This window comes from Fibrobacter sp. UWCM (genome assembly GCF_900129735.1).
Taxonomy (GTDB): domain Bacteria; phylum Fibrobacterota; class Fibrobacteria; order Fibrobacterales; family Fibrobacteraceae; genus Fibrobacter.
Window position 1 is genome coordinate 13,285 of the sequence record NZ_FQWR01000019.1, and the last position, 14,799, is coordinate 28,083.

10 protein-coding genes are annotated in these 14,799 nt (G+C 54.7%); 1 reads left to right on the top strand and 9 read right to left on the bottom strand.

Annotation, left to right across the window (positions count from 1 at the left end):
• Positions 1 to 92: 92 nt before the first annotated feature.
• Positions 93 to 1,316 (top strand): alanine racemase, encoded by a 1,224-nt coding sequence (gene alr / locus BUB22_RS11795; protein WP_072810702.1) that lies wholly within the window; start codon positions 93 to 95, stop codon positions 1,314 to 1,316.
• A gap of 67 nt (positions 1,317 to 1,383) precedes the next feature.
• Here alr and hisD read toward each other — a convergent pair whose 3' ends face one another.
• From hisD to lysS, 9 genes are all read right to left on the bottom strand, one after another.
• Positions 1,384 to 2,673, bottom strand: a complete 1,290-nt coding sequence (gene hisD, locus BUB22_RS11800; protein ID WP_073115294.1) for a histidinol dehydrogenase — start codon at positions 2,671 to 2,673, stop codon at positions 1,384 to 1,386.
• Positions 2,674 to 2,762: 89 nt separating this feature from the next.
• On the bottom strand, positions 2,763 to 4,484 hold the full coding sequence (gene cimA, locus BUB22_RS11805) for a citramalate synthase (protein WP_083535518.1): 1,722 nt from the start codon (positions 4,482 to 4,484) through the stop codon (positions 2,763 to 2,765).
• A gap of 23 nt (positions 4,485 to 4,507) precedes the next feature.
• On the bottom strand, positions 4,508 to 6,880 hold the full coding sequence (locus BUB22_RS11810; protein WP_139258981.1) for a hypothetical protein: 2,373 nt from the start codon (positions 6,878 to 6,880) through the stop codon (positions 4,508 to 4,510).
• Entirely contained in the window at positions 6,873 to 7,715 is an 843-nt protein-coding gene (locus BUB22_RS11815) for a TIGR02147 family protein (RefSeq protein ID WP_073115333.1), read from the bottom strand. The genes BUB22_RS11810 and BUB22_RS11815 overlap by 8 nt, the downstream gene beginning before the upstream one ends.
• A 236-nt stretch (positions 7,716 to 7,951) precedes the next feature.
• Positions 7,952 to 8,605 (bottom strand): adenylate kinase family protein, encoded by a 654-nt coding sequence (locus BUB22_RS11820; protein WP_083535519.1) that lies wholly within the window; start codon positions 8,603 to 8,605, stop codon positions 7,952 to 7,954.
• A 114-nt stretch (positions 8,606 to 8,719) separates the two neighbouring features.
• Entirely contained in the window at positions 8,720 to 11,230 is a 2,511-nt protein-coding gene (locus tag BUB22_RS11825; RefSeq protein WP_073115296.1) for an ATP-dependent Clp protease ATP-binding subunit, read from the bottom strand.
• 10 nt (positions 11,231 to 11,240) lie between these two features.
• On the bottom strand, positions 11,241 to 11,921 hold the full coding sequence (locus BUB22_RS11830; RefSeq protein WP_072810710.1) for an ABC transporter ATP-binding protein: 681 nt from the start codon (positions 11,919 to 11,921) through the stop codon (positions 11,241 to 11,243).
• The gene (locus tag BUB22_RS11835; protein WP_073115297.1) at positions 11,914 to 13,158 is read right to left on the bottom strand and encodes an FtsX-like permease family protein; all 1,245 of its coding nucleotides are present in this window, start codon (positions 13,156 to 13,158) and stop codon (positions 11,914 to 11,916) included. The genes BUB22_RS11830 and BUB22_RS11835 overlap by 8 nt, the downstream gene beginning before the upstream one ends.
• Before the next feature lie 6 nt (positions 13,159 to 13,164).
• Positions 13,165 to 14,670 carry a lysine--tRNA ligase gene (gene lysS, locus BUB22_RS11840; protein ID WP_073115298.1) on the bottom strand — a complete coding sequence of 502 codons (1,506 nt, stop codon included), beginning with the start codon at positions 14,668 to 14,670 and terminating at the stop codon, positions 13,165 to 13,167.
• Between the last annotated feature and the right edge of the window lie 129 nt (positions 14,671 to 14,799).

The window sequence follows — 14,799 nt, forward strand, 5'->3', positions numbered from 1 at the left end:
TGTTTACGTTCTAGAGTTTTAAACGGCTCTAGAGCGCACAACCAGGCCTGTCGCGGGCCGCAGGCATGGCCGTTTGTTATATTTTACACACTATGAAGCTTTTACCGACCCCACCCGACTTGAACCGTATCGCGCGCCCGAACTGGATTGAAATCAATCTTGACGCACTCTGCAACAACATTCAATTCATCCGCAGCCAGATTCCGGCAAACACGAAGATTCTGTTGCCCGTGAAGGCCGACTCCTACGGGCACGGGAGCCTCGCCTGCTCGTTTGCCGCGAAGTTCGGCGGTGCGGACTACCTGGGTGTCGCCCACATCAGCGAGGGCATGCTGCTCCGCCAGTACGGTATGGACTTGCCTATCCTGGTGCTCGGCCCCTGCACTCCAGCAGACTTCGCCTACTTCGTGGAGTTCCAGCTTACTGCTGCCATCACGGACATCCGTACCGCCATGGCGTTCGACCAGTTCCTGAGCGAAACGGGTACGACCTGCAAGGCACACCTCGCGATTGATACGGGCATGAACCGCTACGGTTTCGATGCCGAGGACTTCAACAACATCCGCGCGGCACTGAGCCTCAAGAGCCTGAAATTCGAGGGGATGTTCACGCACCTCGCCACGGCCGACATGCCGGGGAACCCGAAGACGGATATCCAGATACAGCGATTCACGCGACTCGTGGACGTGCTGGAAGCCGAAGGACTCCGCCCCGAAATCTGCCACTGCAGCAGTTCCGCAGGCACGCTCACTCGCCCCGAGAGCCACTTCGACATGGTGCGCCCGGGCCTTGCGCTCTACGGCTACAACTGCATGGGAGCGGCACCCTCCCCGTGGCCCATCAAGCCCGTCATGAAAATCAAGAGCACCATCCGTCACATCCACGACGTGAAGCCCGGCGAGACGGTGAGCTACGGCGGTTACTGGATGGCTCAGCAGCCCACACGCATCGCCACCATCGCCATCGGTTACGGCGACGGCTACCTGCGCGGCGAGTATAACAAGGGATTTGTCTTTATCCGCGGGCAGCTGTGCCCGATTCTCGGACGCGTCTGCATGGATGCGACGATGGTCGACGTGAGCCACATTCCCGACGTGCAGGTCGGCGAAACTGTCGACGTGGTAAACGGCGAGCTCGACTTCCGCATTTCGATGGAAAGTGTCGCCGACGACCACCACACGATTCCGTACGAACTAACAAGCCGCGTGGCGCGCCGCCTGTACCGCAAGTACTTCTGGAAGAACCGCCTGGTTCGCTGGGATTACCTGAAGCAGGAATTCGGCGTGCAGGACTATAAAGAATATCCTTTACGATAGAGACGCGTTTATCGCATATAAAAAAGGCTCCCGAGGGAGCCTTTTAATTTGTTTGCAAAGTAGGACCTTAGAGACGCTTGAGAACCGCGGCGGCGTGGTGGATAAAGCCTTCTTCGGTAGCGACGGCGGCAATGGCCTTCGCGTTCTTCTTGATGGCCTTCTCGCTGTAGCGGATGATGCTCATGCGCTTCAGGAAGTCGTACACGCCGAGCGGGCTGAAGAAGCGGCCCGTGCCGTTGGTAGGCAGCACATGGTTCGGGCCCGCGAAGTAGTCGCCCACCGGCTCGCTGGACCACGGGCCGATAAACACCGCACCCGCGTTCTCGATCTGCGCCGCCATGGATTCGGCTTCGCTGGTCATCACTTCCAAATGTTCCGGAGCGATGCGGTTCGCGATTTCCACGCCGTCGAACCAGTCCTTCACCACGAGGATGCGCCCGAAGTTGCCGAGCACCTTCTCGAGGAGTTCGCGCTTCGGGGAATTTTCGACCTGGATATCCACGCAGGCGCTAATCATCTGGGCGGTTTCCATGTTGTCGGTAATGCAGATGGCCGCTTCGAAGCCAGAACCATGTTCAGCTTGGCTCAAGAGGTCTGCAGCAACGAAGTCCGGATCGCAAGTATTGTCTGCCATCACGAGCACTTCGCTGGGGCCAGCCACCATGTCAATATCCACGACGCCGAAGACTTCCTTCTTGGCGATGGCCGCAAACACGTTGCCCGGGCCCACAATCTTGTCGACGCGTTCCACGACGGTCTTGCCCTTCGCATCCTTCGCGCCGTAGGCCAGCAAGCCAATCGCCTGGGCGCCACCGATGTGGTAGACTTCATCAATGCCGAGTTCCTGGAGCACGAAAGCCACAGCGCGGTTGATTTCGCCCTTGATGGGAGTCACGACCACGATGTCTTCCACGCCGGCAACGAGAGCCGGGACCGCGTTCATGATGACGGTGCTCGGGTAGATGCCCGCACCGCCCGGCACGTAGAGGCCCACGCGCTTCATCGGGCGGATACGCTGGCCGAGAACAACGCCGTCGGCACCCTGCATGGGCCAAGATTCTTCCATCTGGTTCTTGTGGAAGTCGCGCACGTTCTTGATGGCCTGCTTCAGCGCCTTCTGCAGTTCCTTCGGGCACTTGGCGGCAGACTTCGCGATGGCGGAAGCCGGCACGCGGATGTTCTTGCCCTTCAAGCCGTCGAACTTCTGGGCGTATTCCGTCGCCTTCGCGATGCCACCCTTCTTGATGTCGGCAAGGATCTGCATCACCTTGTCGTGAATTTCCTTGCTCGGGGCGACTTCGCGCCCGCAAATGCGTTCAATTTCAGCAGATTTCGGAGTGACTTTCGTAATAATCATGATTGATAACTCCATTGTTAAAGGTATAACGTCATAGCGGACTCGATCCGCTATCTAGATTCCGGGTCAAGCCCGGAATGACGATACATTCATCTTTTACGTCTCGTGATGTCGGCGAGGTTCCTCACCTTGCGGGCACTCAACTTCTTGGCCTTCGCCGGAGCGGGTTCCTCTTCCTTCGCGGCGCTTGCCTGCCCCGCAACCGCAACCGACTTCACGTCGATATGCTTGTACGCGCTCTCGATGACCTTGTTGTCCACGAGAATCTTGTACGTGAGGCCGTCCACGAACGCCATCCAGCTCGCCTCGATGATATTGCTCGAGACGCCGACCACGTTCCAGTAGCCCTTCTCGTCGCCAAACGTCGTCCACACGCGCACCGTCGCATCGGATGCCACCTTGGAACCGAGCACGCGCACCTTGTAGTCGTCGAGCTTGACCTTCGCCATGTTCGGGAAGAACGGGAGCAAAGCCTTGCGGAGAGCCGCGTCGAGAGCGTTCACCGGGCCGTCGCCCTCGCTCACCTGATGGCTTATCTTGTCGCCAATCTGGAGCTTGACGGTCGCCTGCGAAACGGACACGCCCTGAGTCGTCTTGTCTTCAATGACGCGGTAGCCCAGAACCTTGAACGGCTCCTGCACCATGCCCAAGTGGCGGTACACGAGCAGCTTGAAACTCGCCTCGGCGCTGTCGAAATGCCAGCCCGCATTCTCGCGTTCCTTGATGAGCGTGAGCAGCTTGCCCACCACCGGGTCCTTCTTGTCGATGCCCGGCTTGATGGCCCTGAGCTTTTCCACCACAAGGGAACCGCCCGCCTGGTCGCTCGTGACGAACACGCGGTCGTTACCCACGGCATGCGGGTCGATATGCTCGAAACTGCGGCTCACCTTCATCACGCCGTCAATGTGGGCACCGCCCTTGTGCGCAAACGCCGCATCGCCCACATACGGGGCGTGCACGTCGCTCGGCAGGTTCACAATCTGGTCCACGTTGCTGCTCAACTGGCGCAGCCTTGCAATCTTTTTCGCGGCAAAGAACTTCGCGCCCATCTTGAAATGCAAGTCTGCAGCGATGGTCGTGAGGTTCGCGTTTCCGCAACGCTCGCCGTAACCGTTCACCACGCCCTGCACCATCGTAGCGCCGCTCTTCACGGCAAACAGGCTGTTGCACACGCCCAGGCCCGCGTCGTTATGCACGTGAATGCCGATAGGCGTCGAAACGACCTTCTGCACGTCCTTCATAATCTTCTCGATTTCCCACGGCATGGTGCCACCGTTGGTATCACAAAGTACAATACAGTCCGCGCGGCCGCGCTCAGCCGCCTTCAGCGTCTCGAGAGCGTACTGCGGGTTCGCCTTGTAGCCGTCAAAGAAATGTTCCGCATCGTAAATCACCTCTTCGGAATGGTCCTTGAGGTAGTCGACGGAAGACTCGATCATGTCGAGGTTCTCCTCGAGCGTCGTGCGGATGACATCCGTGACGTGCAAATCCCAGCTCTTTCCAAAAATCGTCTTGACCGGGGCGCCCGACTTCACGAGCGCCTGCAGCAGCGGGTCCTTCTCGGGCAGCACCTTCGGGCGGCGCGTGGAACCGAAAGCAGCGATCTTCGCGTGCTTCAGTTTGACTTCCTTGATTTTCTGGAAGAATTCCTCGTCGGTCGGGTTACTCGGATTGGGCCAGCCCCCTTCGATGTAGTCAAAACCGAAATGGTCAAGAATTCGCGCAATCTGCAGCTTGTCGGCGAGAGAAAGGCTTATCTTGCGGTCTTGGTTACCGTCGCGGAGGGTTGTATCGTATAAAAAAACTTTCATGGGCACAAAGATAGAAAATAATGCTATTCCTTTTTGAAATATACCCTCTGCAAATCATAAGATATTTCATCTTTGTGCGCTTTGTAAAATAAGATTTTTATTGCAACGACATGCTTTAAGGCTTCGGAAAGATCCATCTTGGCCCCCCAACCACCTTGTTTAAACTTATTCCATGAATAACAATCACTCATAAGCGTAGAAGACGGAATCGCATGAACTTGGAAGAAATCATCATCAAGTGCAGATTTAAGAGAATCACCCATGTCAAGGACAATATAAATTGCATCTGAACTTGCGTGTTCAAAACAAATTCCCTCTCTCTCTGAAAGGTCTACGGCCTTATGTTCACCGTTTTCGTTCTCGTCGGCCAGCCAAAAACCGAGTTCTACAAAAGGTTTCCATCCGTTTTCGAGAGTATCATCCGAAAAATAGGCTGTCCCGTACAAACGACGTTCCATAGTGAGGTAATTATCGAGTGCATCTGGCGCGCCCCAGTCCACGACCTTATACTCGTCTCCATCACGGTTCAAAGCAAAACGGGAATGTCCTCCATAAATAGAATCTGTGTGCAAGAACCAGAGACCCGCAGAACCTCTTCCGTTGTCGAAAGGAGTAATAACCCTTGTCATGGAACCATCCCACTCCAAGTCCACTCCTTTTTTATAGTCTATACACATTTCTAACTGACTCTTTTCCATGTGTACACCAGACTCATATCCTTTTTGATATAGGGCCGCAGAATCAGGATACTCGTCAAACCCGTTATCCTTCAAAAGTTGTTTAAATTCTTCCGTATAATACAGCGTTCCACTTTGGCACCTATAGGATTTTGTCATAATGACGGGAGTAGGCGGCATAGCAAAGCGTCGACTCTGAAGACGTGATTGATATGACAACTGATTCCTAAGGCAGCCTTTCGTTATCTCGTCCAAGGTATCCAGACCATACAGCGAGTCAATAACGTCCTTGTAGTCGTTGCGACCTTTAGCAGATCCGTTTGTAAAATTCGAGTCTTGAAGGGAAAAAAGAGTTATACTTCCGAAATCCACAATACGTTCCATTATTTCACAGGTATCCGGAAGTGTGTCTCCATTTGTAAGGACATCTGGAAGATTTTCGCAAAGAGCAAAAACGGAATCCCTTATGTAATTGCTTACAGAATCAACCTTAGCCTCGAATGTTTCAAGCGTTTCGGCATATTCCCGAGAGAGTTTTTCCGAGCCATCACTGCAAAGAATCGTCTTTGGAACAGGATTATCACAAGGCGCTTCCAATGAAGAAATGGGATTCATAAACATCATAAGAGCGCCAGCCGCATTGGAAAAACATTTTCTTGACGCAGATGAATACACTTCCGTAGAATTGGCCTTTTCGAACAATAGGCGATCGGCACTTACACGTCCTTCACGCGAGATTCTTTCTTCTGTATAGGAACATTCGCAATAGTATTCCTTTACCGATTCTGCCCTGCAGTCTTCGTCAACCGTATTCAGCGCCGCGGCGACATTTCCGGATATTTTTCCCAACGCAACGATATTAAAGTTCTTTGAGTCCCAATTCCGCGAATTCGACTCAAACGAGAATCGTAAACCTTTCAGGTGCGCTAGCACATCCTCTAGCGACATAGAAGGGACTAAATTTTCGTCGAACGACGAACGTGCCCAAAATTTATTCCACGGGTAACATACTCCTTTTCCATTGCCTGCGCCTTGATTATCAACATTGGTCAAAAGAACCCCATACAAGGGCTCCCCTTCAGGCTGCCCGGCATCAAGTTCCATTCTCATCGGGCTGCCAAGGTACTCAATACAAATGCCTTGCATGTCAGTCGCATCAACACTTTCGAATTCGCCATTAGCGTTTTTTCCCGCAAAAGAAAATTCCAAGTAGCCATGGCTCGATTCTACGTAAAAAGGACGCAAGCCGAGCGAATCGGCGTCAACTTCGAATTCTTCAAAAATAACATTACCGCACATGCTCCCCTTGCACCGGTCAACGACTGGTGCAAGAGAAAGTGAATCATATTCTTCATTGACGGGAACACCCCAATTAAAATAAACATCACGGTCGTCATGCGGTTCAACTGACCAGTACCATATACCCGACGTATTTGTCCCGTTATCATACCCGGTCCTTACGCGGTATCCCGAAGTAGGATTCCACATTTCACCAGTCCAGTAGCAACCTTCGTACTCTGAAGGCAATGCGCCTTGTGCAGCATATCTTCGACAAAAGACACTCGGGGTTGGCTCTCCGACCGACGTATCACCATCGGCGGTGAACATGTTCGGTTCTTCACTGGAACCCGAAATCCTGCCATTATCCGACTCCGAAGAGCACGAAGCAAAGAAGGACATTGTCCATACAATCGCTATACAAGCTAGAAGTTTATTCATCTTTGGTCTCCTTTAATCTTTTCAAGTTCCACGTCAACGGAAAAAACTGTAAATTCAACCGGTAGATTTGGTCAATTTCTTCACACTCCGCAGCAATCGCAATAACCTTCCGGCGACATAAATCAATTTCCTGAGCAATGCGTTCATAACATTCCCTGTTTACGCCCAGCGTAACGCCCGATATACTTCGTTCTTCCGGAGAAAAGCGGTCAATAGATTCTGCGGCAAGCCCAAGCATCTCCCGCTGCATAGAACGCACTGCAAGCGCGAGACCTTCCCTGGATGCCGAAACTGACGTTTTCGTTTGGACATAATTTCCAACATCCGTTCTCTTTAGAAAGTCACACCGCATTAGGAACGAAAGAGATTGCAACACATCTGCCGCAGAGATCTTGTTGCAGCAAGCCGAGGCTATTTTTCCCGGAGTCGCACCGGGCATCAATGGAGCAAGTTCGCGAATCACCGAATTTTTCCACCCGTCATAGAATTCGATGGCATCCTTGTCTACTATACGCACCTTGTGCTCCGTGGCAATCGACTGCATCTCTTTCAGAAAATACAATTTGGATGCATCGGTCTTCGCATTATTGAAATTGACAAGAGCGCGAAAATACGTAACTTCATAACCGGCAAGCCCCATCGCGGATGCTACGCGCTCAATTGTTACACGACTCAAATTGCTCTTAGATTCACTTACCAATCTCAAATAAGAGGAAGACGAGAAACCGGCGGTTCGAGCGAATTCACGCCAGGAAAAGGCAGAACAGCGCTTGCGCTCTTTGTAAAAATCCTTAATAAGGAGATGATAATCCTGATACTCAACAATCGGTTTCATGTCCTGAAATATATATTCAAAAAAACATGATGTCAATATCAAATGACCCAAAATCTATATTTTTTAAATAAAAAACACAATTTTTATTTAAATTTTAAAAAATATTTTTATATATGACTCAACCCATGTCATAAAGGCTTACAAAAAAAATGCCCCGGCATAGCCGTGGCAATTTTTTTCAATTCTTTCGGGCTGGACTCGCAACGCCAAGCAAGCTTGCCGTCGGGACGCTCGCCTTACTTGGCTTTCTTGCAAGCCTTCTTGCAGCCGCACTTCTTGGCAGCGGGCTTCTTGGCAGAAGCCTTGCAGAACTTCACGTAGGCAGCGAGGGTGTCGCAGAACACTTCGTCCGGGGTGTTGTCGCCGTTGATGCGGCTGATGATGGACTTGCTGTACTTGCCGAGCACCTTGGCGGTGGATTCCTTGTACACCTTGAGGCGGTTCTTGATCACAGCTTCGTCGGCGTCGTCCTTGCGGCCTTCGATCTTGGCGCGGTTCAGGAGGCGGGCCACGATGGTCTTTTCGTCCTTGATGTCGAGCACGAAGATGTGCTTCACGTCGACAACGGATTCGATGAGCTTGACCTGGGCAACCGTGCGGGGAATGCCGTCGAGGAGGAGGGTGTCCTTATCCGGGTTCACCTTGTTCGTGTTGATGAGGCCTTCGATGAAGCGGCCGAAAATTTCGACAGTGGCTTCGTCCGGAACGAGCAGGCCCTTGCTGGAGTAAGAAGCGAGGAGCTTGCCGGATTCGCTGGAAGGAGCAATGCCACGGAAGATGTCGCCCGTGGAAATGTGCTTGAGGGAAGTGGTAGCAGCGAGCTTCGCGCCGACGGTACCCTTGCCGGAACCCGGTGCGCCGAAGATAAGAACTGCAGGAATTTTAGCCATTGTTAACCTCTTGGGTTGTGTGTTGTTTAAAATTTGCGGGTAAATATAAAAAATGTGGAATGTGTAGTGTGGAATGTGAAATTAATTTCATTACACATTACACATCACACACTACTAACTTTGTATCTTTTCGCACTTGAAACTGAGCTTGCCGTTTTCGACGCCGATGCTTATCGTGGAGAAGTCCGTGAGGGTGCCAAGCAGGAGCCCTTCGGCAATCGCGTCTTCCACGAGGTTCTGGATAGAACGGCGGATAGGCCGCGCCCCCAGGGTGGAATCGTAATTGTTGTTCACGATAAATTCCTTCGCCTCCTGGCTGATTTCCAGCAGGATTCCGCGGTCGGAAATGTTCTTCTGGAGGAACCCCATCTGGATGTCCACGACGGAGACGAGGTCCTTCTTGCTCAAGGCACGGAACACTATCTGCTCGTCGATGCGGTTCAGGAATTCCGGAGAGAACACGCGCTTGACCTCTTCGCGGATGGCGTTTTCCATGCGCTCGTAGTCGTCGGTCTCCCCTTCCTTCGTGAACCCCATGCCGCCGCTGTGGCGCACTTCGCGTGCACCCGCGTTACTCGTCATGATGATGATGGTGTTCTTGAAGTTGATCTTGCGGCCGTAACTGTCGGTAAGGATGCCGTCGTCAAGAATCTGGAGCAGGATGTTGTAGATATCCGGATGCGCCTTCTCGATTTCGTCGAGGAGCACCACGGAATAGGGCTTCTTGCGCACCTTCTCGGTGAGCTGTCCGCCGCCTTCCTCGAAGCCCACGTATCCCGGAGGAGCACCGATAAGGCGGGAGACGCTGTGCTTTTCCATGTACTCGCTCATGTCGATGCGGATCATGGATTCCTCGCTCCCGAACAGCGAGAGGCTCAGCACCTTCGCAAGTTCCGTCTTGCCCACGCCGGTAGGCCCGAGGAAGAGGAAACTGCCCATCGGGCGCTTGCTGCTGCGGATGCCCGCTCGCGTACGGCGGATGGACTTGACAATCGCATCAACTGCGGCGTCCTGCCCGATAATGCGCTGCTTGATTTCTTCGCCGAGGTGCAGGAGTTTCTGCGTCTCTTCGCCGCCGAGGCGGCTCACGGGAATGCCCGTCATCTTGCTGATGCAGTCGCGGATGTCGCTCTCGTCCACGACAGGGGTCTCCTGCCCTTCTTCCTGCAACTGCTTCTTGCGTTCCGCGATGGAACTCTGGAGTTCCTCCTCGCGGGCACGGCACTTGGCCGCATTCTCGTAATCCTGGTTCGCAACCGCCTCTTCCTTCTTCGAAAGGACTTCGGCAAGTTCCGATTCCATGTCGAGCAGGTCCTGCGGGACCTTGATGGAATTGAGCTTCACGCGCGCGCCAGTCTCGTCGAGCACGTCGATCGCCTTGTCCGGCAAGAACCGCTCGCTGATGTAGCGTTCGGCAAGCGTCACCGCGGCACGGATGGCCTCGGGCGTGTAGTGCACCTTGTGGTGCTGCTCGTACTTCGGGCGCAGACCCTCAAGAATCTGGATGGAATCTTCAGAATTAGGCGGGTTCACGAGAATCGTCTGGAAGCGGCGCTCGAGTGCAGCATCCTTCTCGATGTACTTGCGGTATTCGTCAATCGTCGTCGCACCGATGCACTGCAGTTCACCACGCGCAAGCGCGGGTTTGAAAATATTGCTCGCATCGAGGCTGCCTTCCGCACCGCCTGCACCCACGATGGTGTGGAGTTCGTCGATGAAAAGAATCACGGAGTTGCTCACGCGCTGGAGTTCCATGATGAGGCCCTTCATGCGTTCCTCGAACTGGCCGCGGTACTTGGTACCCGCAACCATCGCCGCCACGTCGAGCGTCACGACGCGCTTGTTCACAAGCAGGTCGGGAATCTTCTTCTGCACAATCTTCTGCGCGAGGCCCTCAATGATGGCCGTCTTGCCCACGCCGGGTTCGCCAATGAGCGCCGGGTTGTTCTTCTTGCGGCGGCAGAGAATCTGGATGAGGCGCTCGATTTCGGATTCGCGCCCGATAATCGGGTCGAGCTTGCCTGCACGCGCCATCGCGGTGAGGTCGCGGCCAAAATGGTCGAGAATCGGGGTCTTGGACTTGGAACCGCCGCGCATCTCGCGCCCGCCCTGCTGCTGGCGCGGTCCCTCTTCGGGGATATCCTGCGGGGCGTTGCCGTCGCCGCTATGCTTGAGCTGGTCGAGCGTCTGCTGGAAATTTTCGTACGTTATGTTGTATGTGGAAAGGATTCCAACCGCCGGAGAATCGACCTGCTGGAGAATCGCGAGCATCAGGTGTTCGGGGCCGATATACTGGTCGCCTTCTTCCTTCGCGATTTTTGCAGCATTGAAAAGCACCGCCTTCGCGCGGACCGTAAACTGCAACAGGCCGTCGCGCGGGTTGCCGCCGATGGTCATGAGCCCGCCGTTCGAGGAGAGCGAGCGCTGGATATCTTCGCTCAGGTCCACGAGGTTAATCCGGAGCGCCTTGAGGGTCTCTACCGCAAAGCCCGAATCCTCGCGCACGAGGCCGAGCAAAAGATGTTCGGTCGAAACGCAGTCGCTCCCGAGGTTGCGCGCCGCCATGCGGGCGGCCTGGAGCACGGCCTTCGCCTTCGCAGAGAAAATTCCGTTATTATCAGCCATACCAAATCTCCTATCCGATATCCTGAATCAATCCGTTATGCATCACCACACGGCGCTTCGCAAAACTCGCCAACTTCTCGTCGTGCGTCACAATCAAGAAGGCCTGCTTGAACGTCTCGTTGAGTTCGCCAAAGAGTTCGTTCAGCTTCGCGGAGTTCGCCTCGTCCAGGTTGCCGCTCGGTTCGTCGGCCAGCACCAGGTCCGGGTGATTCATGAGCGCACGCGCAATCGCAATACGCTGGCGCTCGCCGCCACTGAGTTCGCGCGGCAAGTGCCTGAGGCGGTCCTTGAGGCCCACCGTTTCCAACAGCATCTCGCCACGTTCGCGGCATTCCTTCTCGGACTGGCCCACAATGCGGCCCGGAACGCACACGTTCTCGATGGCGGTAAACTCGCTGAGCAAATGATGGAACTGGAACACGAACCCCACCTTGAAGCGGTGGTACGCGTCGCGCTCGTCGCTGTTGAACTTGCTGAGCGGCTTGCCCTTGAAAAGAATTTCGCCCGAGGTCGGCGTGTCGAGCATGCCCACGAGGTTCAGGAAGGTGGACTTGCCCGAGCCGGAGGAACCCGTGAGCGCCACGAGTTCGCCCTCTTCCATCGAGAAGTTCACGCCCTTCAAAATCTCGAGCTGTTCGCCCGTCTCGGAGAAAACGCGACGGAGGTCGACTGTCCGCAATAAACTACTCATGCCTAATCGCTCCTACGGGGTCAAGCCTGCTCGCCTTCCATGCCGGGAGCAAGGTCGCAAGCACACAAAGCGCAATGCCAATCACGAAAATAAGGACCACGTCAATCAGGTGCACAGAAATCGGGAAGTACGGAATCACGTAGACATCGCCCGGGAGCGTGATGAAGTGGTAGGCCTCCTGCAACTTGCAGAGCACAAGCCCGATGGTACCACCCACGATGGTGCCACCCACGCCAATGAAGCTGCCCATGAGCATGAACACGCGCATGATGCCCGCCTTGCTGAAGCCCATGCTGCGGAGGATACCGATTTCCTTCGTCTTGTCGATGACGACCATGATGAGGGAACTGATGATGTTGAACGCCGCCACGAGGATGATGAGGCAGATGACCGCCGCCACGATAAACTTCTCGTAGTTCATCCACTTGAGGAGTGTGATGTTCTTCGCCTTCCAGTCCATCGAGTAGTACGGGTAGGTAAGCCACTGGCTCATGTCGTAGGCCGCCTCGCCCGCCTTCCAGTGGTCCTTGATGCGGAACTGGATACCCATCACGGCGTCGCCCATACCGAGCAACTTCTGCATTTCCTTGAGCCCGATGTAGGCCAGGTTGCCGTCGTACTCGTAGGTGCCCGTCTCGAAGATGCCGCTCACCACGCACATCATCATCTTGGGGCCCGAGCCGAGCGCCTCGTCCGGGCTCTGGAACAGTTGGAGCACGAGCTTGTCGCCCACGACCACGCGCAGGCGGTTCGCAAGTCCCGAACCGAGGATGATTCCCGGGCGCATCTTGCCCGTCAAATCTTCGAGGCTATCGACGGAATACTCGCCCCACTTGATGTACTTGTAGATGTCGGTCACGCCCTTCGCGCTCTCGGCGTCTATGCCGTAAATCACGATGCCGTCGTTCACCTTCTTGGAGCTGATGCCCACCTTGTAGATGATGAACGGCGACGAGGCCACGATGTTCGAATCGCGGTTCTTTGCCTCGCGGGTAAGGCTGTCGTAACTCGCGATAGGCTCGCCGTTGTACGACATGATTTCGAGGTGGGCGTCCTTCCCTATCATCTGGGCGGTGACCTCTTCCTCGAAGCCGTTGACCGCAGCAAGCGCGACCACCAGCGCGAACACGCCGATACTCACTCCGAGCATACTGAAAATGCCGATAAGCGAGACGAAGAGACTCTTGCGCTGAGCCCCCAGGTAACGCCAGGCGATGAGCCATTCCAGTTTATTCATCGATAATTAGGTCTCCGGCTTCATCAGCGGGAACAGTTGAACGTCGCGGATGGTCTGCTGGTTCGTAAGCAGCATGACCATGCGGTCGATACCGAAGCCAACGCCGCCCGTAGGAGGCAGGCCACTTTCGATAGCGTGCATGAAGTTTTCGTCCATCGGGTGCGTTTCGCCTTCGCCACCGCGGCCGCGGCGCACCTGGTCTTCCAGGAGCTCACGCTGACGGATGGGGTCGTTAAGTTCGGTATAGGCGTTGCCCAGCTCCCATCCGTTAGCGTACGGCTCGAACTGTTCGATGAGCCCTTCGATGGTGCGGTGCTTCTTGCAGAGCGGGGTGCTCTCGGTCGGCATGTCCTTGATGAACGTCGGCTGGATGAGCTTGTCTTCCACGGTAAGCTCGAACAGTTCGAGAATCCCGCGGCCGCGGCTGAATTCGCCGTCGAGGTGGCCGCCAAGTTCTTCCATCTTGTTCTTGATGTCGTCGTCGCTCATTTCATTGACCTTCAGGCCGCCGAACTTCTCGATGGCCTCGATCATGCTGTAGCGGGGCCACGGGGCCTTGAAGTCGATAACCTTCCCCTGGTAGTCAATCTTGGTGGTGCCGTTAGCGGCAATGCAGGCGCGCTCGTAGATGTTCTCGAAGTGCACCATCATGTCGTTGTAGTCGGCGTAGGCTTCGTAGAACTCGAGGCCGGTGAATTCCGGGCTGTGCGTGCGGTCCATGCCTTCGTTGCGGAAGTTCTTGGAGAATTCAAAAACCTTTTCCATACCGCCCACGATGCAGCGCTTCAGGTAAAGTTCCGGAGCCACGCGCAGGTAGAGCGTCATGTCGCAGGCGTTGTGGTGCGTGGTGAACGGGCGGGCGTTCGCACCGCCGTAAATCGGCTGGAGCGTCGGGGTCTCGACCTCGATAAAGCCCTTCTCGATGAGGTATTCGCGGATTGCCTGCAGAATCTTGAAGCGCTTGATGAACACGTCCTTCACGTCGTCGTTCAGGGCCATGTCGATGTAGCGCTGGCGGTAGCGGGTATCCACGTCGGCAAATTCGTTGAACACGACCTTGTTGCCGTTCTCGTCCACCTTTTCCTTCGCGACCGGAAGCGGGCGCACGGCCTTGGAGAGCATCGTCACCTTCTTTACATGCACGGAGTACTCGCCCGTCTGCGTCTCGAACATGAAGCCGTTCACGCCGATAAAGTCACCGAGGTCGGTCATCTTGACGACTTCGTAGTTCTCCTCGCCCACCTCGTCGCGGGCGCAAACCACCTGCAGGCGGCCATAGCGGTCCTTCAGGTGCATAAAGCACATCTTTCCCTTGCGGTTGAAACGGACAACGCGACCAGCGAAGGCGACTTCCTCGCCCGATGCCATCAGGGCTTCCTTGTTTTCCTTGAGCATCTTGGAATCGTGCGTGCGGTTGAACTTGTGCGGATAGGCCTCGATGCCCATTTCCTTGAACTTCGCAAGCTTCGCCAAACGAGCCTGCACCTGGTCATTCATGTCTTGCATTGCCATGTTAATCTAATCCTGTGACCTAGTCACTTGAAATTTTGAACGTGGTAAAGATAGAAAAAAGCTTGCACGCGGCCCATCAAATTATGTATATTATACCCCGTAGATTGCATTAATCCTGCTGACAGCGTA

What these genes read in the sequence shown, in the direction of transcription:
- alr (WP_072810702.1), top strand. Translation starts at nt 93, where the DNA reads ATGAAGCTTTTACCGACCCCACCCGACTTGAACCGTATCGCGCGCCCG.
- hisD (WP_073115294.1), bottom strand. Translation starts at nt 2,673, where the DNA reads ATGATTATTACGAAAGTCACTCCGAAATCTGCTGAAATTGAACGCATT.
- cimA (WP_083535518.1), bottom strand. Translation starts at nt 4,484, where the DNA reads ATGAAAGTTTTTTTATACGATACAACCCTCCGCGACGGTAACCAAGAC.
- BUB22_RS11810 (WP_139258981.1), bottom strand. Translation starts at nt 6,880, where the DNA reads ATGAATAAACTTCTAGCTTGTATAGCGATTGTATGGACAATGTCCTTC.
- BUB22_RS11815 (WP_073115333.1), bottom strand. Translation starts at nt 7,715, where the DNA reads ATGAAACCGATTGTTGAGTATCAGGATTATCATCTCCTTATTAAGGAT.
- BUB22_RS11820 (WP_083535519.1), bottom strand. Translation starts at nt 8,605, where the DNA reads ATGGCTAAAATTCCTGCAGTTCTTATCTTCGGCGCACCGGGTTCCGGC.
- BUB22_RS11825 (WP_073115296.1), bottom strand. Translation starts at nt 11,230, where the DNA reads ATGGCTGATAATAACGGAATTTTCTCTGCGAAGGCGAAGGCCGTGCTC.
- BUB22_RS11830 (WP_072810710.1), bottom strand. Translation starts at nt 11,921, where the DNA reads ATGAGTAGTTTATTGCGGACAGTCGACCTCCGTCGCGTTTTCTCCGAG.
- BUB22_RS11835 (WP_073115297.1), bottom strand. Translation starts at nt 13,158, where the DNA reads ATGAATAAACTGGAATGGCTCATCGCCTGGCGTTACCTGGGGGCTCAG.
- lysS (WP_073115298.1), bottom strand. Translation starts at nt 14,670, where the DNA reads ATGGCAATGCAAGACATGAATGACCAGGTGCAGGCTCGTTTGGCGAAG.